We start from the raw sequence: 22,164 nt of genomic DNA, 5'->3' as shown, positions 1-22,164 counted from the left end.
CCGGCGCATCAAAAAAGGGAGGCCGCGGCCTCCCTTTTTGTCTTACGGCTTGACCGGCCGCAGATACGGCCCCGGCTTCACCTCCCTGACCGGCTCCGCGGCGATGCGCCGCTTCAGCTCGGCGATGGCGGCATCGAGCTGCGCGTCGTGCCCCATCGCCGTCGCCCGTGGCAGGTTGTCGACCTCGATGTCCGGCGTCACGCCGACGCCCTCGACGAGGAAGCGCCCCTCGGCGTCCATCTGCCCCGTCTCGGCGGCACGCATGATGCCGTTGTCGATGAGGCGGTTCTGGTCGGACAGCCACACGCCCGCGCCCGAGCTGCGCTTGCCGATGACGGGGCCGAGCTTGAGGCGCTTGAAGCCTTCGGCGAAGGTCTCGCCGTCGCTGTAGGTGTCCTCGTTCATCAGCACCACCGTGTGGCCGCGGTAGACGTTCTGCATATTGGCGTAGACCGGTGCGCCGCCGGGTGAACGCGGCTGCCAGAAGGCCCAGGCGCGGCGCAGCAGCTTCTCCAGGATCCAGCTGTCGATGTTGCCGCCGTTGTTGTAGCGCACGTCGATGATGAGGCCGTCGCGGTCGCTGGCGGCGTAGAACTCGCGCACGAAGTCGGCGATGTCGGCCGCGCCCATGGCGCGCAGATGCACATAGCCGATGCGGCTCTGGCCGGCCTGCTCGACGGCCTTGGCGCGGCTGACGCGCCAGTCGTTGTAGCGCAGCTGGTTCTCGCGCGTCTGGGCCACCGGCGTGACGATGCGCTGCACGGTCTTGTCGCCCTGCTTGACCTCGATCAGCACCTGGCGGCCGGCCTGGCCGCGCAGCAGCTCCAGGAGGTGCGGTGCGGCGGCCGTCGGGCGGCCGTTCACGCTCGTGATGACGTCGCCGACCTTCAGGCCCAGACCCGGCGCGGCCAGCGGCGGTGCCTCGGCGGGCAGTTCGGCTTCATGCGCGTAGATCGCCTCGATGCGCCAGCCATCGGGCCCGCGCGCGAAGCGGCCGCCGAGGCCGGCAAGACCCGGTTCGTCCGGCGCCGGGCGGGTGTCGCCGGCGCCGACCTGGCTGTGCAGGGCGCCCAGCTCGCTGACCATCTGCGCCATCAGCTCGGCCAGTTCGAAACGGTCCGTCACGCGGTCCACCAGCGGCTCGTACTTGGCGCGCACGGCCGTCCAATCGACGCCGTGCATCTTGACGTCGTAGAAGTGGTCGCGGTGCAGGCGCCAGGCGTCGGCAAACATCTGCTTCCACTCCGCGCGTGGCTGGGTGGCGATCTGCCAGTCGCTCCAGCGCACCTGCAGCTTGGCGGTTTCGGCCGGCAGCTTGGGCGCCGCCTCGACGATGAGCACCTCGGGCGCGCCCTGACCCTGGTTGCGCACCAGCATCAGCTTCTTGCCGTCGGCACTGATGTCGTAGGCGCGCACATCGTGGGCCAGGATCTCGGCCGGGCCGCCCTGGTTGTCGACGGCGATGGACTTGAGCTGGGTCTTGCGGTCCAGGTCCTGGTCCAGGAACCACAGACGCTTGCCGTCCGCGCGCAGCGCCCGGTAGCTCCCGGCCGGCGTGGGCAGCTCGTACAGGCGCGCCGCCAGGCCTTCATAGACGATGGCTGGCTTGCCCTTCTTGTCGGCCGCCGGCTTCTTGTCGTCCTTGGCGTCCTTGGTGTCCTTTGCATCAGGCTTGCGCTCGGTCGGATCCTTGTCGGTGGCCTTCTTGTCCTCGGCGCGCTGCTCGTCGGCCTTCTTCTCGGTGACCGATTCGAGTTCGTCCTTGGCCGCGAACGGCGAGCGCAGGCCCGGCTGCAGGGCCAGCGCATAGAGCTTGCTGCGGAAACCGAAGAACGGTCCCGTGTTGCGGTCGCCCCAGGGGCTGCCATTGCCGGTCGTCGCGAAGTTGCGGTTGGACGCGAAGTACAGCCATTGCCCGTCCGGGCTGAAGGTGGCGCTGTCGCTGTCGTAGCGGTCGCTGGTCAGCGTGTGGGTGCGGCCGTCGGCGGTGCTGTAGAGCTGCAGCTGGCTGCGGTCGGCATGGCGCAGCGACAGCGTCCAGGCCAGGGCCTGGCCATCGGGGCTCCAGCCCTGCAGCTGGGGCGTCTCGCCGAGGCCGCTGCGGGCGACTTCCTTGGTGGCTGATTTGTCCTTGGGGGCCTTCAGGTCGGTCAGCCAGATGCGGCCTTCCTTGTCCGTGTGCGCCAGCCAGCGGCCGTCGGGCGAGGGCAGCAGGTCGCGGCGCTGGGTCGTGGCGCCACTGGTGATGCGCTCGGGCTGGCCGTTGCCATTGGCGGCGAAGCGCCAGATCTCGGTCTCGCCGCTGAAGTCGCAGGTGGCGAAGACGCTCTTGCTGTCGCTGCTGAACTCGCCCTTCTTGCAGCGGCCATCGACGGGCTGCTGCAGCTCGGCGCGGCGCAGCTGCTGCACGCCCTGCGTCGCGAGATGGCCGCGCGCGGCCAGCAGCACGCGCTCGCCGTTCGGCGCGAAGGACGTATCGGTCAGGAAGTCCTGCGGCTTCTTGATCCAGCGCTCGCGCTGCTGGTCGAAGTCGCCGCCCAGGCCGATGTCGAGTTTCCTGGCGGCGGCGTTCTGCGCCAGGTCGACGAGAAAGAGGTCGGCCCCCAGCGCGTAGACGACGCGTGTGCCGTCGATGGAGGCGTGGCGGATGTCCCAGCCCTTGTGCGTGGTGTGCTGTCGCAGGTCGCCACCTTGCGCATTGGCCGACCAGAGGTTGACGCTGCCGTCGCGGTCCGACAGGAAGGCGATGCGCTCGCCGCCTGCCGCGCGGTAGGGCAGGGGGCGGCGGTCGTTGTTGCCTTCGGCGATCAGCGGCTTGGCCTCGGCCCGGTCCGTCAGGTCCAGCGACCACAGCCGCGCGATGGCGCCGCCGCGGTACTGGCGGGCGTTGTCGCCGCGCAGGCCGCTGCGCGTGAAGTACAGGGTCTTGCCATCGGCGCTCAGGGCCGCATCGCTGGCCTGGCCGACGGGCAGTTGGCGGCGCTGGCCGGTCTTCACGTCGATGGCGAAGAGCTGGCTGCCGGGGCGGGCGTCCAGGCTGGTGTAGAGCACTTCACCCGCCGCCGTGAAACCCCAGACGCGCATGCCGCCGCCTTCCCAGGTCAAACGCCTGGGCGGGCCGCCGGCGACGGGCATCAGATAGATCTCGGTGCCGCCGTCGTACTGGCCGGTGAAGGCCAGCCATTGCCCGTCGGGCGACACGGCGGGCTGGGTCTCCTGGCCGTTGTGCGTCGTCAGCCGCTGGGCTTCGCCGCCTTGCGAATTGACTCGCCAGAGGTCGCCCTCGGCGACAAGATAGACGACATCGCCACGCAGTGTGGGCTGGCGATAGAAGCCGCTGGTGCCGGCCCAGGCGCTGGTGGCGCACAGGGCCGCGGCGAGCGCGGCGAGACGGTAGCGGGGCATGGGGCTCTCCTGATCAGGGCTGCCATTGTGTTGCTAGGGGGAAGGGGGGCGATTCGTCACATCGGGTGAATCCGGAGGGCGACTGGGCGCGTAACACCGCCCAGATGCCATGCCGGCATTGCCATACAGGATGCCCTCGATGAAAGCTCGTCTCACCCGCAGCGCCCTGGGCGTTGCCCTGCTCTGCCTGGCCGCTGCGGCCCAGGCCTCCAGCCACCGCGAAGCCCCCTTCATCACGACCGTGCCCAAGGTCGACGCGACGGACTTCTACATGTTCAACAGCTACGAGACCGGCCGCGCCGGCTACGTGACGCTGATCGCCAACTACCAGCCGCTGCAGGACGGCTACGGCGGCCCGAACTATTTCTCGATGGACCCGAATGCGCTCTACGAGATCCATGTCGACAACGTCGGTGATGCCAAGGAACACATCACCTTCCAGTTCCGCTTCAAGAACACCCTGTCCAACAGCGGTGCCGGCACGTCCTTGAGCGTCGGCGGCAAGATGGTCGGCATTCCGCTGATCCAGTCGGGCGTGGTGGCCAATGTCAAGGACGCCAGCCTGCAGCTCAACGAGAGCTACACGGTCACGGTGGTGCGCGGCGACCGCCGCAGCGGCACGGCCCAGGCGGTTGCGCACGCCACCAGCGGCGCGACGACCTTCGACAAGCCGGTCGACAACATCGGCAAGAAGACCATCGCCGACTACGCGGCCTACGCGGCCAAGCATGTCTACCCGGTCAACATCCCCGGYTGCAGCACGCCGGCCAAGGTCTTCGTCGGCCAGCGCCAGGACCCGTTTGCCGTCAACCTCGGCACCATCTTCGACCTGGTCAACGCGCCGGTCTCGGTCATCACCGACCCCAGCCTCATCAATGCGGCGCCCAACGTCATCGGCGACAAGAACGTCACGACGCTGGCGCTGGAAGTGCACAAGGACTGCCTGAAGACGGCCACCGACGACGTCATCGGCGGCTGGACGACGGCCAGCCTGCGCCAGGGCCGCCTGCTCGATCCCAAGCCGGGCAGTGGCCACCAGGCCAGCGAGAAGGCCGGCGGCGCCTGGGTGCAGGTCTCGCGCCTGGGCATGCCCCTGGTCAACGAGGTCGTCATCGGCCTGAAGGACAAGGACAAGTTCAACTCGTCCAAGCCCTCGGGCGACGGCCAGTTCGCCGACTACGTGACCAACCCGACGCTGCCGGCCCTGCTGGAGATCGCGCTGGCCCTGCCCAACACGGCGCCGACCAACTTCCCGCGCAACGACCTGGTCACGACCTTCCTGACCGGCATCAAGGGCGTCAACCAGCAGAAGACGGTCACGGCCTCGGAGATGCTGCGCCTGAACACGGCCATCGCCGCCGTGCCCTTCGCCCAGCAGAACCGCCTGGGCATCGTCGGCAACATCCTGGCCGCGGGCAATGACAACGCCGGCTTCCCCAATGGCCGTCGACCCAAGGACGACGTCGTCGACATCTCGCTGGTGGCCGTCATGGGCGGCCTGTGCGTGGCCAATGGCGACACCGACAAGCTCGGCTTCGGCGCGGCCTGCAAGCCCAGCGCCGTGCCCCTGGGCGCCACCAGCTTCAAGCTGCATGACGCGGTCGACCAGGCCGTCGTGCCGCTGCTGAGCGGCTTCCCCTATCTCAACACGCCCATTCCGGGCACCAAGTGAAAGGGGCCGCCATGTTGACCCGCAAGACTGCCGCGGTTGCCGTCGGTGCCGTGATCGTGCTCGCCGCCTGTGGCGGCAGTGACAGCGACACCGAAATCATCGGCCCGCCGCCCCCGCCGCCGCCGGCTCCCACCGCGGTGCCCGACAGCGCGGTGGCTTCGTCGACGGCCCTGGTGAGCTATCTGAAGGCGCAGAAGGCCGACGACGAGACCACGGAGGCGCTGACACTGCCGACGGTGGCGGTGTCGGTCAGCGAAACCGAAGAGCCCGTGAGCTTGTGAGGCGCCTGATCGCGCTGTTGCTGGCGGCATTCCCGCTGGCGGTCTCGGCTGAACCCTTCGTGCCGAAGGGCGACGCCGAGATCGTGCAGCGCCTGCCCTACCGCATTGACGCCGCCGAGCGCGCGCGTCGTGCGGCCTTGGCGCGCGACCCGGCGCAATTGCCGCTGGCCGTCGCCACCGCGCGGGCGGCCCTGCAACGCGCCCGCGTGCATGGCGACCCTCGCGAGCTCGGTGCCGCGCAGGCGGCGCTCGCGCCCTGGTGGACACAGGCCGAGGCGCCCGCCGAGGCCGTGCTGCTGCGCGCCCGTGTGCTGCAGGCGCGGCACGAGTTCGAGCCTGCCCTGGCCGAGCTGAAGCGCCTGCTGGCGCGCGCCGACCTGGCGCCCGACCACCGCGCCCAGGCCCTGCTCGATGCGGCCGCGCTGCACCAGCTGCGCGCCGAACTGCCGCAGGCGCGCGCCCTGTGCGAGCAGCTGCAACCCCTGGCGACGCTGCCTGCCACCGCCTGCCTGGCCGAGCTGGCCAGCCTGTCCGGCCAGGGCCCCAGTGCCGAGCAAACTCTGGCTCAGCTGAACCCGGGCCGATCGATGGCGCCGTGGCTGGCGCTGATGCGTGCCGAGCTGGCCGAACGCCTCGGCAACGAGGCCACGGCCCCGGTCCTCTACCGCACCGCGCTGGCCGGCGAGGATGAGGTCTACACGCGCGCCGCGCTGGCCGACTGGCTGCTGGCACGCCAGCGCGCGGCCGAGGCCTTGGTGCTGGTTGAGCGCAGCCCCGATGCCGAGGCCGACGCGCTGCTGCTGCGCCAGGTCATCGCCTTGCGCCAGCTCGGCCGCGATGCGTCGACGCCGGCCGCCCTGATGCGCGAGCGCCTGGCTGCCGCCGACCGCCGCGAACCGGGCAAGCATGCACGCGAGCAGGCCCGCTTTGCGCTGGACGTCGAACAGCAGCCGCGCGAGGCGCTGCGCCTGGCGCAGCTGAACTGGGCGATGCAGCGCGAGCCGGTCGACGCCGTGCTGCTGCTGCGTGCGGCGCTGGCCGCTGGCCGTGACGGCGATGCGACGCGCCAGCAGCTGGCGCGCGTGCTGCGCGACAAGGGCTGGCAGGATGCACGCCTTGCCGCCCTTGATCGGAGCTTTGCGCCGTGATCCGTTGCTTGTCGGGGCTGGCGCTGCTGCTGTGCGGCGCGGCCCACGCCCACCAGGCCAGCGAGGCCTATCTCGTCTACCGCGTCGACGGTGCGGCCGTCGAGCAGCGCCTGGACATCGCGTTGCGCGACCTCGACCGCGACCTCGCACTGGACGCCGACGGCGACGGCAACCTGAGCTGGGGCGAGGTGCGCCAGCGCTGGCCCGACATCGAGGCCCTGGCCGACGCCGGCCTGCGCTTCACGGCCGATGGCGCGGCCTGCGCGCTGCAAGGCCGCGACCAGCCGCAGCTCGACGAGCACAGCGACGGCACGCATGCCGTGCTCATCAGCCACTGGCACTGCGCGGCGCCCGTGCATGAACTCGACATCGACTACCGCCTTTTCGCCACCACCGACGCCGCCCACCGCGGCCTCGCCCGCCTCGTAGGCGCGACCGGCGAACCGCTGGTGTTGACGCCCGGCGCCGGCCCGCAGCGCCTCAACCTCGAGAGCCGTGGCTTCGGCGGCTTCGTCATCGAAGGCATGGCCCATATCGCCAGCGGCCTGGACCATGTGCTCTTCCTCATCACGCTGCTGCTCGTCGCCGTCTGGCGGCGCGAGGGCAGGGGCTGGGCACCGCGTGCCAGCGGCCGCGCCGCGCTGGCCGAGACGCTCAAGCTCGTCACCGCCTTCACGCTGGCCCACTCCATCACGCTGGCGCTGGCAGCCAGCGGCGCCATCAACCCGCCGGCCGCCGTCGTCGAGTCGCTGATCGCCTTGACCGTGCTGCTCGCCGCGATCGACAACCTGCGACCCTTCGTGCCGGGGCCGCGCTGGGGCATGGTGGGTCTCTTCGGCCTCGTCCACGGCGTCGGCTTCGCCGGCCCGCTGAAGGACCTGGGCCTGCGCGGCAGCGAACTCGTGCTGCCCTTGCTGGGCTTCAACCTGGGTGTCGAGCTGGGGCAGCTCGTCGTCGTCGCCGTGCTGCTGCCCCCGGCGCTGCTGCTGCGCGGGCGCGCGGCCTATCGGCGCTGGATCGTGCCGGCCGGATCGAGCGCCGTTGCCGCGCTGGCCCTGGTGTGGCTTGCTGAGCGCAGCCTCGGCCTTGCCTTGATCAGCTAGCGATGCCCATGGCCACATGGCCCGCCGGCACATGGGCCGCGGCGCTGGTGATGTGGCCGACCTGGTCGTCGAAGAAGAAGTCGGGCTCGAACTCGCGCAGGAACTCGCCCTTGGCCAGGCCGCCGAGGAACATGGCCTCGTCGACCTCGATCTGCCAGTCCATCAGCGTGCGGATGGCGCGCTCATGGGCCGGCGCGCTGCGCGCCGTGACGAGGGCGGTGCGTACCTTCATGCCGCTGGCGCGGGACTGCTGCAGGCGGTGCAGGGCCTCCAGCACCGGCTTGAAGGGCCCGGCCTGCAGCGGCAGATGGGCGCGTTGCAGCTCGTGCTCGCGAAAGGCGGCCAGGCCATCGCGCTGGAAGACCTGCTCGGCTTCGTCGGAGAACAACACGGCATCGCCGTCGAAAGCGATGCGCAGCTCCTTGGGGTGGGCCGCCGAGGCGCGCGCCGCCAGCGGCATCACGCGCGCCGCGGCCACGCCGGCACCGAGGGCCTGGCGCACGTCAGCCTCGTTGGTGGATAAAAAGAGCTGGGCCGACAGCGGCTTCAGATAGCGCCACGGCGAGGCGCCGCGCGTGAACACGCCGCGCTCGATGGGCAGGCCGTAGTGCTTGGCCGAGCGGAACACGCGCATGCCCGAGATCGGGTCATTGCGCGACAGCACGACGACCTCGACCTGGGGTGCACCGCCGGCATTGAAGGCCAGCAGCTTCTCAACCAGCGAGAAGGCGACGCCGGGCGGGGCCGGTTCGTCCAGGCGCTGCTGCTGCAGGGCCATGTAGGCATGGTCGTCGCCGGCCTCGAAGACCTCGTTCTCGGCCTCGAAATCGAAGAGGGCGCGCGAGGAGATGGCGACGACGAGTTGACCGGAGAGACTGGCTGGCATGGCCGTCGATGATAGGGCTCGACGCCCGGGCCACGCCTTCCTAGACTCGTCGCGTTTTCAACTCGAAAGACCTGCCCATGCGCGCTGCTGCCCTTGCCCTGCTGCCCATCCTCGCCGCCTGCGCCAGCAAGCCGGTGCCGCCTCAGGTGCCCGCCGCGTTGCAGCCTCCTGCCGGACAGGAACTGCAACTCGAGGCGTTGGCCCAGGGCTGGCAGATCTACGAATGCCAGGCCAAGGCCGATGGCAGCGGCACCGCCTGGGTCTTCAAGGCGCCCGAGGCCACGCTGGCCGACCGCGCGGGGCGGCCGCTGGGCAAGCATTACGCCGGTCCGACCTGGGAGGGGCTGGATGGCAGCACGGTCGTCGGCGAGGTCAAGGCCCGCGACCCGGGCCCGGACGCGAAGGCCATCCCCTGGCTGCTGCTCGCGGCCAAGAGCAATGGCGGCAGCGGCGTCTTCAGCACGACGAAGAGCATCCAGCGCGTCGCGACGGTCGGTGGCGTCGCGCCCGCCGAGGCCTGCACGGCGGCAGGCCAGGTCGTGCGCGTCACCTACACGGCGACCTACTACTTCTACCGCTAGATCACGGCCAGCGCGGTGGCGAGGTCGCGCCGCAGATCGTCCGTGGCCTCGATGCCGACCGACAGGCGCACCAGCGAGTCGGTGATGCCCAGGCGCGCCCGCGTCTCGGGCGGGATGGAGGCATGGGTCATCAAGGCGGGCAGCGAGATCAGGCTCTCGACGCCGCCCAGGCTTTCGGCCAGCGTGAACAGCTCGACACGCTGCAGGAAGCGGCGCGCGCCGGCCAGGTCGGTCTTCAGCGCGACGCTGATCATGCCGCCGCCGCCGCGCATCTGGCGCTTGGCCAGGGCGTGCTGCGGATGGCTTTCCAGGCCAGGGTAGAGCACGCGTTCGACCTGGGGCTGCGCGCTCAACCACGCGGCCAATTCGGCGGCGCTGGCGTTGTGTCTCTCCATGCGCAGGGCCAGGGTCTTGAGCCCGCGCAGCGCCAGGAAGCTGTCGAAGGGCCCGGACACAGAGCCGACGGCGTTGTGCAGGAATTCGAGCTTCTCGCGCAACTCGGCCTGGCGAGGCTCGCCGCCGACGACGGCAATGCCGCCGATGACGTCGCTGTGGCCGTTGAGGTATTTGGTGGCCGAGTGCACGACGAGGTCGAAGCCCAGCTCCAGCGGGCGTTGCGCCCAGGGGCTGGCGAAGGTGTTGTCGGCCACCGCCAGCGCGCCGTGGTCACGGGCCAGCTTGCCGATGGCGGCCAGGTCGCTCAGGCGCAGCAAGGGGTTGCTGGGCGTCTCGATCCAGATCAGTTTCGTGTCGGGCTGCAGCGCGGCGCGCACCGCCTCGGTGTCGCGGCTGTCCACATAGCTCACGCGCAGGCCGGCGCTGTGCTTGCGCACGCGCTCGAAGAGGCGATAGCTGCCGCCGTAGAGATCGTCGCCCGCAACGATGTGCGAGCCGGCCGGCAGGGTGTCCAGCACCGTCGCCATCGCGGCCAGGCCGGAAGCGAAGGCATAGGCCTGGGCGCCGCCCTCGAGGTCGGTGACGGCGCGCTCCCAGGCCTGGCGGGTCGGGTTGTGGGTGCGGCCGTACTCGTAGCCGGTGTGCTCGCCCGGGCCGTGCTGGCGGTAGGTGGAGCTGACCGAGATGGGCGGCATGACGGCGCCGGTGACGGCGTCGGGCGATTGGCCGGCGTGGATGACGCGGGTGTTGAAGTCCAGGCGGGTGTCGTTGTTGCTCATCGCGTGACTTCCTTGCGCAGATGGTTGATGAGGTCGAAGCGGGTGACAAGGCCGTGGAAGCCGGCGTCGTCCGCGATGACGGCCACGAGGCCGCGGCGCAGTTGCTCGTTCAGTTCGGTGAGTGAGGCGGTGGGTGCCAGCGTGATGACGTCGGTGTTCATCGCGCTCTGCACCAGGGCGCCGAACGCAGCCGCATCGGCATGCAGGCGGGCCAGCAGATCGGACTCGTCCAGCAGGCCGACGAGGCGGCCGCCGTCGAGCACCGGCAGCTGCGACACATCGGCCTGGCGCATGCGCGAGAAGGCCGTCTGCAGCGTGTCGTCCGGCCCGACGGACACGACGCCGCCGCTGGTGACCGGCCGCGAAATCAGGTCGCGCAGGTCGCCCAGGCGTGGGCGCGTCAACAGGCCCTGGTCGAACATCCAATGGTCGTTGTAGACCTTGGACAGATAGCGCGTGCCGGTGTCGCAGACGAAGGTGACGACGCGCTTCGGCGTGGTCTGCTCACGGCAGTAGCGCAGGGCCGCGGCCAGCAGCGTGCCGGTGGACGAGCCGGCCAGGATGCCCTCGGCGCGGTAGAGCTCGCGGGCGGTGCCGAAGCTGTCGGCGTCGCTGATGCTGTAGGCGGTGCGGACCGGCCCGAGGTCGGCAATGGGCGGGATGAAGTCCTCGCCGATGCCTTCCACGGCCCAGGAGCCGGCGTCACCGAATTTGCCGGTGTCGATGTAGTCCTTCAGGATGGAGCCGACCGGATCGGCCAGCACCATCTCGACACCCGGTTGCACGCGCTGGAAGTAGCGGYTCAGGCCGGTGATGGTGCCGCCGGAGCCGACGCCACAGACGATGGCGTCGACGTCGTGGCCCATCTGCTGCCAGATCTCGGGCGCCGTCGTCGTCTCGTGCGCCAGCGGGTTGGCGGGGTTGTTGAACTGGTCGGCATACCAGGCGCCGGGGATCTCGCGCACCAGGCGGGCGGCCACGTCCTGGTAATAGGCCGGGTGGCCCTTGCCGACGTCGGAGCGCGTCAGGTGCACCTGGGCGCCCAGGGCCTTGAGCTGCAGCACCTTTTCGGCGGACATCTTGTCGGGCACCACCAGGGCCACCTGGTAGCCCTTGGCGCGCGCGACGAGCGCCAGACCCAGGCCGGTATTGCCGGCGGTGGCTTCGACGACGGTGCCGCCGGGTTTGAGCAGGCCTTCGCGTTCGGCCGTCTCGATCATCGCGAGGCCGATGCGGTCCTTGATGGAGCCGCCGGGGTTCTGGGATTCGAGCTTGAGGAAGAGCTGGCAGAGGCCGGTGTCCAGGCGTTGCACGGGCAACAGCGGCGTGTTGCCGATGAGGTCGAGCACGGCGGGGCGGGCCTCGAGCGGGAGTCGAGCGGTCATGACGAGTCGGGCCGCGGGTCGGGCGCGGCCAATTTAGGCTAGACCTCGCAGGATACGAAGGCAGGCTTCGTCGGCAATCCCATTTTTCGCATGAGCAAGCGCTGTTTTCGAGCGAGTCCCGCTGCACAAGCAAATGCGAAAAACGTCGTTCACGGCGGCTTATGCGATTCCTAGCATGACGTCACGTTGATCCCACAAGGAAGCCAGATGTCTTCGTTCTCCCGCCGCCTGCTGACCCAGGCCCTCATCGCCACCGGCCTTCTCGCCGCTCAGGCCGCACAGATCGCCCATGCCGACCAGCTCGACGACATCAAGAAAAAGGGCGAGCTCGTCGTCGGCGTGCTCGGCACCGACGAGCCCAACAGCTTCATCGATCCCAAGACGCGCGAAATCATCGGCTACGAGGTCGACCTGGCCCGCGCCATTGCCGCCAAGCTCGGCGTCAAGCTGCAGATCAAGCAGCTCGCCGTCGCGGCGCGCATCCCCGAATTGCAGCAGGGCCATGTCGACCTGTTGGCCGCCTCCCTCACCCACAACAAGGAGCGCGAGGCCGTCATCGACTTCTCGCTGACGACCTTCGTCACCGGCCAGAAGGTGCTGGTCAAGGCCGACAGCGGCATCCAGAACGTGGCCTCGCTCAGCGGCAAGAAGGTCGTCACCATCAAGGGCGGCACGCAGGAACCCAATATCCGCAAGGCCGTGCCGCAGGTCGACGTCGTCACCTTCGACACCGGCCCGCAGGCCTTCCAGGCGCTGCAGCAGGGCAAGGGCGTGGCCTTCGTCAACGATGAGGTCTCGCTGCTGGACCAGCACGCCAAGCTCGGCGCGGCCTCAAGCCAGTACCGCATCCTCGACCAGAACATCAGCGTCGAACCGCTGGCCATCGGCATCCGCAAGGGCGAGAAGCGCCTGAAGGCCGAGGTCGATGCCGCGCTGACCGGCCTGGAGAAGGGCGGCGACGCCGACAAGCTGTTCGTGAAGTGGTACGGCCCCGACACGCGCCTGAAGTTCCCCAAGCGCACCTTCAAGATCGACAGCGACAGGGTCGAAAGCTAAGTCACTCGTCGTATTGATCGCAGCCGCCGCCTCACGAGGGCCGGCGGCTGTCTTGTTTGTCGGTGAACCTCATGCCCGTCCTGTCCTTTGCCCCGCTGCTGCAGGGCGACTACCTCACCTGGCTGCTGGAAGGCCTGCGCCTGTCGGTGCTGCTGACCGGCCTGACGCTGCTGACCGCGTTGCCACTGGCCATCGCCATCGCGCTGCTGCGCCTGTCGCCTTGGGCGCCGCTGCGTGTCGCCGGTGAAGCCTATGTCGAGGCGGTGCGCTGTGTGCCGCTGCTGGTGCACATGCTGTTCTGGTACTTCGGCGTGCCGGAGCTGCTGCCCGCCGGCATCAAGGAAAAACTCTATGCCGGCAATATCGAGGTCTTCAGCGCCTGGGCGGCCCTCACGCTGTACACGGCGGCCTATATGTCCGAGGACATCCGCTCCGGCGTGCGTGCCGTGCCGGGCGCGCAGCTCGACGCGGCCATGGCCCTGGGCTTCAGTTTCCTGGCCGGCATGCGCCTCGTCGTGTTGCCTCAGGCCCTGCGCATCACGCTGCCGCCGCTGCTGTCGCAGACCCTCAATCTCTGGAAGAACACCAGCATCGCCACCGTCATCGGCGCGGCCGAGTTGATGACCCAGGCCCAGCGCGTCGAGTCGGCGAGCTTCCGTGGCTTCGAGACCTTTGCATTGGTGACAGTCGCCTATCTGTCGGTGTCACTGGTGCTGACGGGCCTGGCGCAATGGGCACAGCATGCGGTGTCGCCGCAGGGGGCCAGGCGATGACTGAGTTGGTCGACACCTACTGGCTCTACTTCCTCGTCGGCCAGTACCCACATGGGCCCTTGGGTGGCCTGGCGTTGACGGTCATCCTGGCCACGCTGGGCCTGGTGCTGGCGCTGCCGCTGGGTGTGCTGCTGGGCCTGGCCCGCTTCAGCCCCAACCGCTGGCTGCGCCTGCCGGTGACGGGCTGGGTCTGGGTCATCCGCGGCACGCCGCTGCTGATGGTGGTGTTCTGGGCCTACTTCTTCCTGCCCACGGTGACCGGCCACAAGACCGACCAGTTCAGCACCATGCTGGTCGCCCTCATCCTTTTCGATGCGGCCTACCTCGCCGAGATCGTGCACGCCGGCCTGCAGGCCTTGCCGCGCGGCCAGTTGCAGGCCTCGATGTCGTTGGGCATGACGCGCGCTCAGGCGCTGCGCTCGGTGCTGCTGCCGCAAGCGCTGCGCCACATGCTGCCCTCGCTGATCAACCAGTTCGTCGCCACCATCAAGGAGACGTCGCTGGGCACCATCATTGGCCTCTCGGAGCTGTCCTTCATCGCCAACCAGATCAACGCCCAGGTGCTGGTGAAACCGGTGGAGATCTATCTGACGCTGGCGGGCTGCTACTTCGTCATGTGCTTCGGGCTGACGCGTGCGGCGCGGCTCGCTGAGGGGCGGCTGGCCCGCTGACCGGGCCCACAATGCGGCCCGAAGAGACAGGGAGAGCTATGCAATTGGCAGGTCTTTTTGGCGCATTGGCATTGACGCTGGCCGGCCACGCTGCGGCCGAGCCTTCGGCGGCGCTGGCCCAGGCCGAGGCTGACCTCACGAAGGCGACTCTGGTCGCCAAGCCCAGCCTGCAGTCCGCCACGGCCCAGTTCGCGGCCCTGCGCCGACATTTCACGCTGACGCCCTCCCTGCATGCCTGGGGTGATCACGCCGGCCTGCTGGAAAAGCTCGGGGTTCAACGGCGCGATGCCAAGGATCCCGAGGTGCCTGCCTGGCAGAAGCTTCTGTTGGCCGAGTACGAGCAGTCGCGGCAGATGCGCAGGGCCTTGAGTCGGGACTTTGGGCGCCAGCCGGCCGAGGTGCTGAGCCACCCGCCGAGCACGGTCATCAACCTGCAGCTGGCCGCGCGCAGCAGCACCGAGTTCCAGCTTGACCCGGCGCGCATGACGGCCCTGGGCCTGGGTCGTTGGGGCGGCCAGGCGCCCTCGGCGTCCTTCTTCAAACCCGGCACGTTGCTGGCCGGCTTCGCCGGTGGTCCGCTGGTGAGCCGCCTGAAGGCGCGGGATGCGGAAGGCGTGGTCTACCGTGTCCGCTACGACGCGCGCAGCGCCGCTGCACTGGCCGATCTGTATGAGATCGCCAAGGCGCGCGGCCTGGCGGTGCAGGCGCGCTGGAATGACGCTGCGCTCGAGGCCGATCTGAGCCGTGCATTGACTGACGAGGAGCGCCGCGTGGCTCAACTCGACCTGCGGCTGCGCCTGCCGGTCTGGGTCGTCACCGAAGCGGGTCTGCTGCCCGCCGTGCTGCGGCGCGCCACCTACGGCAGCGACGCCTGCGGTGCCAGCGACAAACCAGACGATCTGCAAAGCCAGGCCGAGATCGTGCTGCCGCAGCCGGTGCGCGGCAGCATCCTGGCTGTGCTGGCGACCACGGCTCCGGTGGATGCCGCGCGGGCGCGCGTGACGCCGCAGAAGCAGACGCGGCTGCGTGCCAACCCTTTCGGCGATTGGCTCGCCCATCGCGTCGATGCCAGCGTCGATCTGGATGGCGATGGGGTGCCGGACCTGCGCACCGTCGTCAGCACCGATCACAGGACGGTCGGCCAGGCGCCATGGCTGGACCCGGCGGGCATGCTGGCTGATGGCTGGAAGCCAGCCTATTTGCATCGAGTCGACAACCTGTATGCCGAAGACCTTTACCAGCTCGAAGCCAACGAGCAGGGCTGGTGGCGCGTGCTGTCGCGCTACAACCTGGCGACCTGCACATGAGGCGGCTGCTCGTCGCGGCCTTGGCCGTCATGCTGGGAGGCGGTGCAGCTGCCGCCACGCTGCCTGATCTGCAGGCGCAGGCCAAGCGGGCGTTGGCGGACTTCTCTGCACCGCTGGAGGTGCGTCATCGCGGCCAGGCGGCGCTGCAACTGCATTTGCAGGTCTATCGCAAGTGGTTCTGGACACCGCCATTGCATGCCGCGCTGTCGCGACCTTGGAGCGGGCCGGGTGACGGCATCTATGTCACGCCGCCGCCGCCCGTCATGCCCGACTGGCTGCAGGCACCGCTGACGGAGTGGCTGGCCCGTCAGGGCTGGGCGGAAAGCGGGCCGTCTCCGGACTTGAGCCGGCGATGGCAAGTGGCCGATTCCGACGGCGCCGATCGCTGGGCCGCCGCCTGGGTCATCGCGGGGCCTGCGGTCAAGGAAGGCGTGGCCGCCTACCGGCGCGAAGGTGCCGACACGGTGGCACGCATCGGCATCGACGACAACACGGCGCAGCTGTGGATGGATGCGGCGTCTGCCCTCGGCTGGGCGGTGCAATGGCGCTTGCGCGATGGCGTCTGGCCGCAGGAGCTGGCAGACGTCGCGCTGAGGGCGACCTTCCAGGCCGAGGGCAGCGCGCCGCGCGTCTGGGTGGTCAGCCCTGCCGGCCTGTTCGAAGCGCGGTTGCAGCGACTGCATTGGGGTGGCGCCGGTGCGGCCTGCGAAAGCTGGGTCGAACTGCGTTGGTCCGGCGCGGCGGAGCCGCCGGTGTGGGCGATGCTGGCCCTCGCCAACCCGGCCTGGGCGCTGGGCGCGGTGGTGCAGCGGCAGGCCGCCGCCCCAGGAGAGACCGAGGCGCAACGCGGCGAATTGAACCTGAGCTGGCCCGGCGCTGGCGGACTCCCGGCGCTGCGGCTGCGTGCCAGTCGCTACGAGTTCTGGGAGCCGGAATCTCTGGCCGAGCCCGATGCCAAAGGCAATCTGCCGCAGCGCAAGCTGGGCGATGCCTGGGGCAGTCGGGCCTGGGTGGATGCCGAGCTGCTGAAGGCACAGCAGCAGCGGATGTCGCTGCCGCCGCTCAGCCTTTCCGGCTCGCCGCGCTGCCCAGTTCGCTGAAGAGTCCGGCCAGCAGCAGCGTCTCGGCGAGGGCCTCCAGCCACTCCTCGACGATCTGCATGGCGATGGTGTCAAAAGTCAGGTCCAGGGCGATGGCGGCGGCGCCGGCGATGAGGGCGGCGATGGTCCAACGCCGCAGCGTCGAGCTGCCTGCCACCCACACGGCGCGCAGCAGCGCGAGGCCGCCGAGCGCATAGACGAGCATGACGCCCTGGGCCCAGCGGCGTGGCACGCCCCTGTCGAACTCCAGCCAGTCCTGCACGGCCTCGTGGGCCATGAAGCGCTCGTCCAGCGCTGCGAACACCATGCCCAGGGCCAGCAGCGTCCACCAGCGCACGGCGTGCGGTCGTTCACCGATGGCTGCGTGCACGCAGGCCAGCGCGCCCGCTGCGCTCGCATTGGCAACGAGCAGCGCCGCCTGCCACCAGGCCAGCGGCGCGTCTTCGACGGCAAAGGCCAGCCCCCAGTGCGGCCACCAGCGCCAACCCATCCACGCGACGACGCCCGCGCTTACCGTCAATGTCAGCAGCGCAGGAAATCTGGAGGGCATTGCGCCATGTGGATGCGCGCCTGGCGCCGCATCTCGTCGAGCGACTCGGGTTGATCCGGCTTTGCCAGTCAGCCGCGAGTTGCGAAGGCCAGAGGCCTTGTCCTTCGCCAGGCGCAAACAGTCCTCAGGACTGTTTGTGTCTGGGCTCAGCCCACTTGAGGGGTCCACGTCAGCGCGTAGGGGTGATCTATTTCACCCAGGTGTTGAGCTGAATGATCGGCAGCAGCACCGCCAGCACGATGAGCAGCACCACCGCCCCCATCGCGACGATGAGCAGCGGCTCCAGCAGCGTGGCTGCGGCCATCGAGCGGCGTTGCACCTCGACGCTAAGCTGGCGCGCGGCGCGGCCCAGCATCTCGGGCAGCTGGCCGGTCTGCTCGCCCAGGCGGGCGAACATGGCCAGGATGCCGGGGAAGCGCTTCTTGCCCGCCAGGGCCGAGCCCAGCGGCGCGCCTTCGCGCACCATCACCAGGGCGTCCAGCGCATCGGCCTGCATGGCCCGGTTGGACAGGGTCTCGGCCGCGGCCTGGAGGGCTTTCAGGATGGGCACGCCGGCGCCGGCCAGCATGGCCAGCGTGCCGGCGAAGCGGGCCGCGTTGTAGCCCCGCGCGAGGCGCCCGACCAGCGGCAGGCCGAGGATGCCGGCGTCAAAGCGCAGCCGGAAGGCCGGTGCCTTCAACGCGTAGCGCAGTGCCACGGCGCCGGCGACGAGGACGGCGAGCATGGCCCAGCCCCAACTGCGCACGAAGTCGCTGACGGCCAGCATGGCCACCGTCAGCGCGGGCAGGGCGCGCTTGGAGCTGGTGAACACCGTCGCGATCTGCGGCACCACATAGGTGACGAGGAAGATGACGATGAGCACCGAGATGAAGGACACGATGGCCGGATAGGCCATGGCGCCGATGAGCTTGGCCTTCAGGTCCTGGCGTTCCTCCAGGTCGTCGGCCAGCTTCTCCAGCACCTGGCCCAGCGCGCCGCTCTGTTCGCCGGCGGCGACGACACCACGGTAGACCTCGTCGAACTCGCGCGGTGCCGAGGCCAGCGCGCGGGCGAAGGCCGAGCCGGCATTGACCTCGGCCTTGAGCTGGCTGATCAGCTCGCGCTGCTTGCTGTCCTCGCTCTCGTCGGCCAGCGCGGTCAATGCGCGCTCGATGGGCAGGCCCGAGCCGACCAGGCCGGCAAGCTGGCGCGTCCAGACGGCCAGCGCCGTCGGGCTGAAGACGCGGCGCGTGAAGCGGCTGCTCTCCTGGGCGCCGTGCTGCTGCACGACCTCGATGCTCAGCGGCGTCAATCCCTGCGCGCGCACCATGGCGCGTGCGGCGCGCGGGTTGTCGGCCTCGATCAGGCCGCTGCTCTGGCGGCCGGCGTCGGTGAGGGCTTCGTATTTGTAGGCGGGCACGGCTATTCGCGCGTCACGCGCAGCACTTCTTCAAGCGATGTGACGCCGGCATTGATCAGTCGCTCGCCGTCCTCGCGCATGGAGCGCAGGCCGGTGGCCTCGGCGGCGGCCTGCAGCTGGCTTTCGGGCGCGCGGTTGTGGATGAGGCTGCGCACGGCGTCGTCGGCCACCATCAGCTCGTAGACGCCGGTGCGGCCCTTGTAGCCGGTGTGGACGCAGGCGTCGCAGCCGACCGGGTGCCAGCGGCCGTGGTCGTCCTGGCGCTTGCAGACGGGGCACAGCCGCCGCACCAGGCGCTGGGCCAGCACGCCGAGCAGCGAGCTGCTGAGCAGGAAGGGCTCGACGCCCATGTCGGTCAGGCGGGTGACGGCGCTGGGTGCGTCGTTGGTGTGCAGCGTGGCCAGCACCAGGTGGCCGGTGAGGGAGGCCTGGATGGCGATCTGCGCGGTCTCGTAGTCGCGGATTTCGCCGATCATGATGACGTCCGGGTCCTGGCGCAGGATGGCGCGCAGGGCCTTGGCAAAGGTCAGGTCGATCTTGCCGTTGACCTGGGTCTGGCCGATGCCGGGCAACTCGTATTCGATCGGGTCCTCGACGGTCAGCACGTTGGTGGTGCTGGTGTCGACGGTCTGCAGCGAGGCATACAGCGACGTCGTCTTGCCCGAGCCGGTCGGGCCGGTGACGAGGACGATGCCGTGGGGCTGCTGCACCAGCTTCTTGAAGGCCGACAGCACATTGCCGTCCATGCCCAGGCCTTCGAGCGTGAACTTGGATTCGCTCTTGTCCAGCAGGCGCAGCACGGCGCGCTCGCCGTGGGCCGAGGGCAGGGTGGACACGCGCACGTCGATGGCACGGCCGCCGATGCGCAGCGAGATGCGGCCGTCCTGCGGCAGGCGCTTCTCGGCGATGTCGAGCTCGGCCATGATCTTCAGGCGCGAGATCAGCGCCGCATGCAGGCCGCGGTTGGGCTGCACCACTTCGCGCAGCGTGCCGTCGACGCGAAAGCGCACCGAGGAGGCGCGCTCATAGGGTTCGATGTGGATGTCGCTCGCGCCGTCCTTGGCCGCCTGGGTCAGCAGCGCGTTCAGCATGCGGATGATGGGCGCGTCGTTGGCGGCCTCCAGCAGGTCTTCCACGGCGGGCAGGTCCTGCATCATGCGCGACAGGTCCACCGCGCTCTCGACCTCGCCGACGACGACGGCCGCGCTCGATTCACTGCCCGCGTAGGCGGCGTTGATGCGTTCGGCCAGCGACGTGACGGCTTCGGATTCGAGCCGGTCCACCGCATACAGGCGCTGCACTTCGGACAGCGTCGCCCAGCCCACCTCGGGCGGCGCCCACAGCGTCAGCGTGCTGCCGTCGTCCTCCAGCAGCACGGTGTTGGCCTTGGCGAAGGCATAGGGCAGGGGGTGGCGGATCGCGGCCATGGTTCGCTTACTGCGGCGATTGCTTTTGCGGGGGTGTCTGCAGCGACGGCTGCGGCAGGGCCTTGTTCGACGGCGCGGTCTTGGGCTCGGGCAGCACGGGTGCGCCGGTGTCGGGCAGCATGAAGCTCTTCTGCGGCTGGCCGCTCTGCTGCAGGGCGCGGATGCTCTCGTAGCGGTCCAGGCTGAGCTGGCTGGCACCGTCGGCGCTGCGCAGCACCACGGGGCGCAGGAAGACCATCAGATTGGTCTTCACGCGCTTGCGGCTCTTGCTGCTGAACAGGTTGCCCAGCAGCGGGATCTTGGACAGGCCCGGCACGCCGTCGTCGCCGTCGGTGTATTCGTCCTTCAGCAGCCCGCCCAGCACGATCATGTCGCCGTCATCGACGACCACGCTGGTCTCGATGGCGCTCTTGTCCAGCGTCGGGCCGGTGGTGCTGTTGATGCCCGAGACGACGTTGGAATTCTCCTGGTAGACCTGCATGCGGACGGTGCCGCCTTCGCCGATCTGGCTCTTGATCTTCAGGGTCAGGCCCACGTCCTTGCGGTCCACGGTCTGGAAGGGGTTGACCGTACCGCCCGTGCTCGCGCCGGCGCTGGCGTAGGAGCCGGTCACGAAGGGCACGTTCTGGCCGATGACGATGCGCGCCTCCTCGTTGTCCAGCGTCACCAGATTGGGCGTGGACAGCACATTGGTGCCGGTCTGGCTCTCGAAGAAGTTGGCGATGGCGCCCAGGGTGTAGAAGTTGCCGACCTTCTTCAGGATGCCGATGTTCAGGCCTGCGGGGGCCGAGCCGGAGCCCAGGGCCGAGCCGACGCCGGTGCGGCCGCCGGCCACGGCCACCGTGCCGTTGATGATGTTGGCCAGGCCGGAACCGAAGTTGGTGCCGGCGCCGGTGATGGTGGAGTCGCCCTTGCTGCCGAACAGGTTCTGCCACTGCACACCGATCTGGCCGGCCTGTGCGTTGTCGATCTTGACGATCAGCGACTCGACGTAGATCTGGGCACGGCGCGCGTCCAGTTGCTCGATGACGGCGCGCACCTGGCGGTACAGCGGTTCGGGGCCCGTGATGATGAGGGAGTTGGTCGACGGGTCGGCCTGCACGAAGCCGCCGGTGGAGGGGCTGGCCGAGGCGCTGAGGGGCGTCGTGGCCGCCGCGGAGATGCCGCTGTTGCCGCCTGCGTTGGCATTGTTGCCGCCGGTCAGCGAGGGCGACGCCCCGGTCAGCGTGCCGCTGCCGCTGAGGCTGGAAGTGCCCGAGGAGCTGCCACCGCCACTGCCGCCCGAGGAGGCGGCGCCGAAGGCCGCGCGCAGCACGGTGGCCAGCTTGGCCGCATCGGCATTCTTCAGGTAGACGACGCGGATGTTGTTGCCGCCACCGTCGCTGCTGGGCTGGTCCAGCTTGTCGACCATGGAGCGCACGGCCGCGAGGCGGGCCGGGTTGCTGGCGCGCAGGATGAGGCCGTTGGAGCGCGGGTCGACCAGGACGTTGACGGCGCTGCTGCTCTGGCCCGGAACGGCCGCGCCGACGGTGCCACCGCCATCGGCCAGGCGCTGCACCAGCGGCGCCAGGTCGGCCGCGACGGCGTTCTTCAGCGGCACGATCTCGATGTCGCTGGTGCCCGGCGTGTCCATCGCCGCGATGATCTTGGCGATGCGCTGCAGGTTGTCCGCGTAGTCGGTGATGACCAGGCTGTTGTTGCCCGGGTTGGCGTTGATGGTGTTGTTGGGGCTGATCAGCGGGCGCAGCACGGCGACGAGGTTGTTCGCGTTCTCGTGCTGGATGCGGAAGATCTGCGTCAGGATCTGGTCGCCGCGGACGGTGCTGGTCTCGATGGCCACCGAGCCGGCCTGCATCTTGGCGTCGGGCTCGGGCAGCACCTTGAGCAGGCCCGCCGTGTCGACGACGGTGAAGCCCAGGCCGCGCAGCGCGGCGAGGTAGTTGCGGTAGGCCTCGGCCACCGACACCGGTTGCTCGCTGTAGACCGTGATCGTGCCCTTGACGCGCGGGTCGATGATGATCTGGCGGTCCAGCATGACGCCGATGGCACGCGTCACGGCCTCGATGTCAGCGTTGACGAAGTTCAGCGTGACCGGTGAGCTGGCGCGGACGGCAGGACCCTTGCCGGAGCCAGGACGGCCGCGCTGCACGGTGGCGCTGTCGGGCTGCGCGAACGCGTTGCCCGTGGAGGTCAGCAGCACGGAGAGCGCGGTGGCCGACGCGACGGCGGTGCGTTGGAGATTCAT

18 protein-coding genes are annotated in these 22,164 nt (G+C 69.6%); 10 read left to right on the top strand and 8 right to left on the bottom strand.

Features of this window, described 5'->3' with window-relative positions:
• Positions 1 to 42: 42 nt before the first annotated feature.
• Positions 43 to 3,405 (bottom strand): S41 family peptidase, encoded by a 3,363-nt coding sequence (locus AC1DW3_RS08800; protein ID WP_477930547.1) that lies wholly within the window; start codon positions 3,403 to 3,405, stop codon positions 43 to 45.
• A gap of 139 nt (positions 3,406 to 3,544) precedes the next feature.
• Here AC1DW3_RS08800 and AC1DW3_RS08795 point away from each other — a divergent pair, with 139 nt between their 5' ends.
• Genes AC1DW3_RS08795 through AC1DW3_RS08780 form a run of 4 tightly spaced genes read left to right on the top strand, consistent with a single transcriptional unit; the run spans position 3,545 to position 7,609 of the window.
• Positions 3,545 to 5,077, top strand: a complete 1,533-nt coding sequence (locus AC1DW3_RS08795; RefSeq protein WP_477930545.1) for a DUF4331 domain-containing protein — start codon at positions 3,545 to 3,547, stop codon at positions 5,075 to 5,077.
• An 11-nt stretch (positions 5,078 to 5,088) separates the two neighbouring features.
• Positions 5,089 to 5,358, top strand: coding sequence for a hypothetical protein (locus AC1DW3_RS08790; RefSeq protein ID WP_477930543.1), 270 nt, complete (start codon positions 5,089 to 5,091; stop codon positions 5,356 to 5,358).
• Positions 5,355 to 6,506, top strand: coding sequence for a hypothetical protein (locus tag AC1DW3_RS08785; RefSeq protein ID WP_477930541.1), 1,152 nt, complete (start codon positions 5,355 to 5,357; stop codon positions 6,504 to 6,506). Before AC1DW3_RS08790 ends, AC1DW3_RS08785 begins: the two co-directional genes overlap by 4 nt.
• Positions 6,503 to 7,609 carry a HupE/UreJ family protein gene (locus AC1DW3_RS08780; protein WP_477930539.1) on the top strand — a complete coding sequence of 369 codons (1,107 nt, stop codon included), beginning with the start codon at positions 6,503 to 6,505 and terminating at the stop codon, positions 7,607 to 7,609. Before AC1DW3_RS08785 ends, AC1DW3_RS08780 begins: the two co-directional genes overlap by 4 nt.
• Here the strand turns inward: AC1DW3_RS08780 and AC1DW3_RS08775 are convergent.
• Complete coding sequence (locus tag AC1DW3_RS08775; RefSeq protein ID WP_477930537.1) at positions 7,602 to 8,495, bottom strand: 5'-nucleotidase; 894 nt, start codon at positions 8,493 to 8,495, stop codon at positions 7,602 to 7,604. The genes AC1DW3_RS08780 and AC1DW3_RS08775 overlap by 8 nt on opposite strands.
• Before the next feature lie 77 nt (positions 8,496 to 8,572).
• Between AC1DW3_RS08775 and AC1DW3_RS08770 the strand changes: the two genes are divergently transcribed.
• A complete protein-coding gene (locus AC1DW3_RS08770) occupies positions 8,573 to 9,076 on the top strand; it encodes a DUF3455 domain-containing protein (protein WP_477930535.1) in 504 nt (167 codons plus the stop codon).
• On the opposite strand, the gene AC1DW3_RS08765 is transcribed toward AC1DW3_RS08770, so the two are convergent.
• Both AC1DW3_RS08765 and AC1DW3_RS08760 read right to left on the bottom strand, forming a co-directional pair.
• Positions 9,073 to 10,251, bottom strand: a complete 1,179-nt coding sequence (locus AC1DW3_RS08765; RefSeq protein WP_477930534.1) for a trans-sulfuration enzyme family protein — start codon at positions 10,249 to 10,251, stop codon at positions 9,073 to 9,075. The two genes, AC1DW3_RS08770 and AC1DW3_RS08765, sit on opposite strands and share 4 nt — an antisense overlap.
• On the bottom strand, positions 10,248 to 11,636 hold the full coding sequence (locus tag AC1DW3_RS08760; RefSeq protein WP_477930532.1) for a pyridoxal-phosphate dependent enzyme: 1,389 nt from the start codon (positions 11,634 to 11,636) through the stop codon (positions 10,248 to 10,250). Before AC1DW3_RS08760 ends, AC1DW3_RS08765 begins: the two co-directional genes overlap by 4 nt.
• A 207-nt stretch (positions 11,637 to 11,843) precedes the next feature.
• Here AC1DW3_RS08760 and AC1DW3_RS08755 point away from each other — a divergent pair, with 207 nt between their 5' ends.
• The 5 genes from AC1DW3_RS08755 to AC1DW3_RS08735 all read left to right on the top strand — a co-directional run bounded on the left by AC1DW3_RS08755 (position 11,844) and on the right by AC1DW3_RS08735 (position 16,543).
• The gene (locus tag AC1DW3_RS08755; RefSeq protein WP_477930530.1) at positions 11,844 to 12,692 is read left to right on the top strand and encodes an ABC transporter substrate-binding protein; all 849 of its coding nucleotides are present in this window, start codon (positions 11,844 to 11,846) and stop codon (positions 12,690 to 12,692) included.
• 71 nt (positions 12,693 to 12,763) lie between these two features.
• Positions 12,764 to 13,465 carry an amino acid ABC transporter permease gene (locus AC1DW3_RS08750; protein WP_477930528.1) on the top strand — a complete coding sequence of 234 codons (702 nt, stop codon included), beginning with the start codon at positions 12,764 to 12,766 and terminating at the stop codon, positions 13,463 to 13,465.
• A complete protein-coding gene (locus AC1DW3_RS08745) occupies positions 13,462 to 14,136 on the top strand; it encodes an amino acid ABC transporter permease (protein WP_477930526.1) in 675 nt (224 codons plus the stop codon). Before AC1DW3_RS08750 ends, AC1DW3_RS08745 begins: the two co-directional genes overlap by 4 nt.
• Before the next feature lie 38 nt (positions 14,137 to 14,174).
• Positions 14,175 to 15,443, top strand: coding sequence for a hypothetical protein (locus tag AC1DW3_RS08740; protein ID WP_477930524.1), 1,269 nt, complete (start codon positions 14,175 to 14,177; stop codon positions 15,441 to 15,443).
• Positions 15,440 to 16,543, top strand: a complete 1,104-nt coding sequence (locus tag AC1DW3_RS08735) for a hypothetical protein (RefSeq protein WP_477930523.1) — start codon at positions 15,440 to 15,442, stop codon at positions 16,541 to 16,543. The genes AC1DW3_RS08740 and AC1DW3_RS08735 overlap by 4 nt, the downstream gene beginning before the upstream one ends.
• Here AC1DW3_RS08735 and AC1DW3_RS08730 read toward each other — a convergent pair.
• From AC1DW3_RS08730 to gspD, 4 genes are all read right to left on the bottom strand, one after another.
• Positions 16,506 to 17,093: a hypothetical protein gene (locus tag AC1DW3_RS08730; protein WP_477930521.1), complete on the bottom strand. Its 588-nt coding sequence runs from the start codon at positions 17,091 to 17,093 to the stop codon at positions 16,506 to 16,508. The genes AC1DW3_RS08735 and AC1DW3_RS08730 overlap by 38 nt on opposite strands.
• A gap of 187 nt (positions 17,094 to 17,280) precedes the next feature.
• Positions 17,281 to 18,492, bottom strand: a complete 1,212-nt coding sequence (gene gspF / locus AC1DW3_RS08725) for a type II secretion system inner membrane protein GspF (protein WP_477930519.1) — start codon at positions 18,490 to 18,492, stop codon at positions 17,281 to 17,283.
• A gap of 2 nt (positions 18,493 to 18,494) precedes the next feature.
• Entirely contained in the window at positions 18,495 to 19,910 is a 1,416-nt protein-coding gene (gene gspE, locus AC1DW3_RS08720) for a type II secretion system ATPase GspE (RefSeq protein ID WP_477930604.1), read from the bottom strand.
• 16 nt (positions 19,911 to 19,926) lie between these two features.
• On the bottom strand, positions 19,927 to 22,164 hold the full coding sequence (gene gspD, locus AC1DW3_RS08715; RefSeq protein ID WP_477930517.1) for a type II secretion system secretin GspD: 2,238 nt from the start codon (positions 22,162 to 22,164) through the stop codon (positions 19,927 to 19,929).

The organism is Roseateles sp. P2_H4 (assembly GCF_056403315.1).
This window is presented reverse-complemented; position numbering and strand designations above follow the sequence as displayed.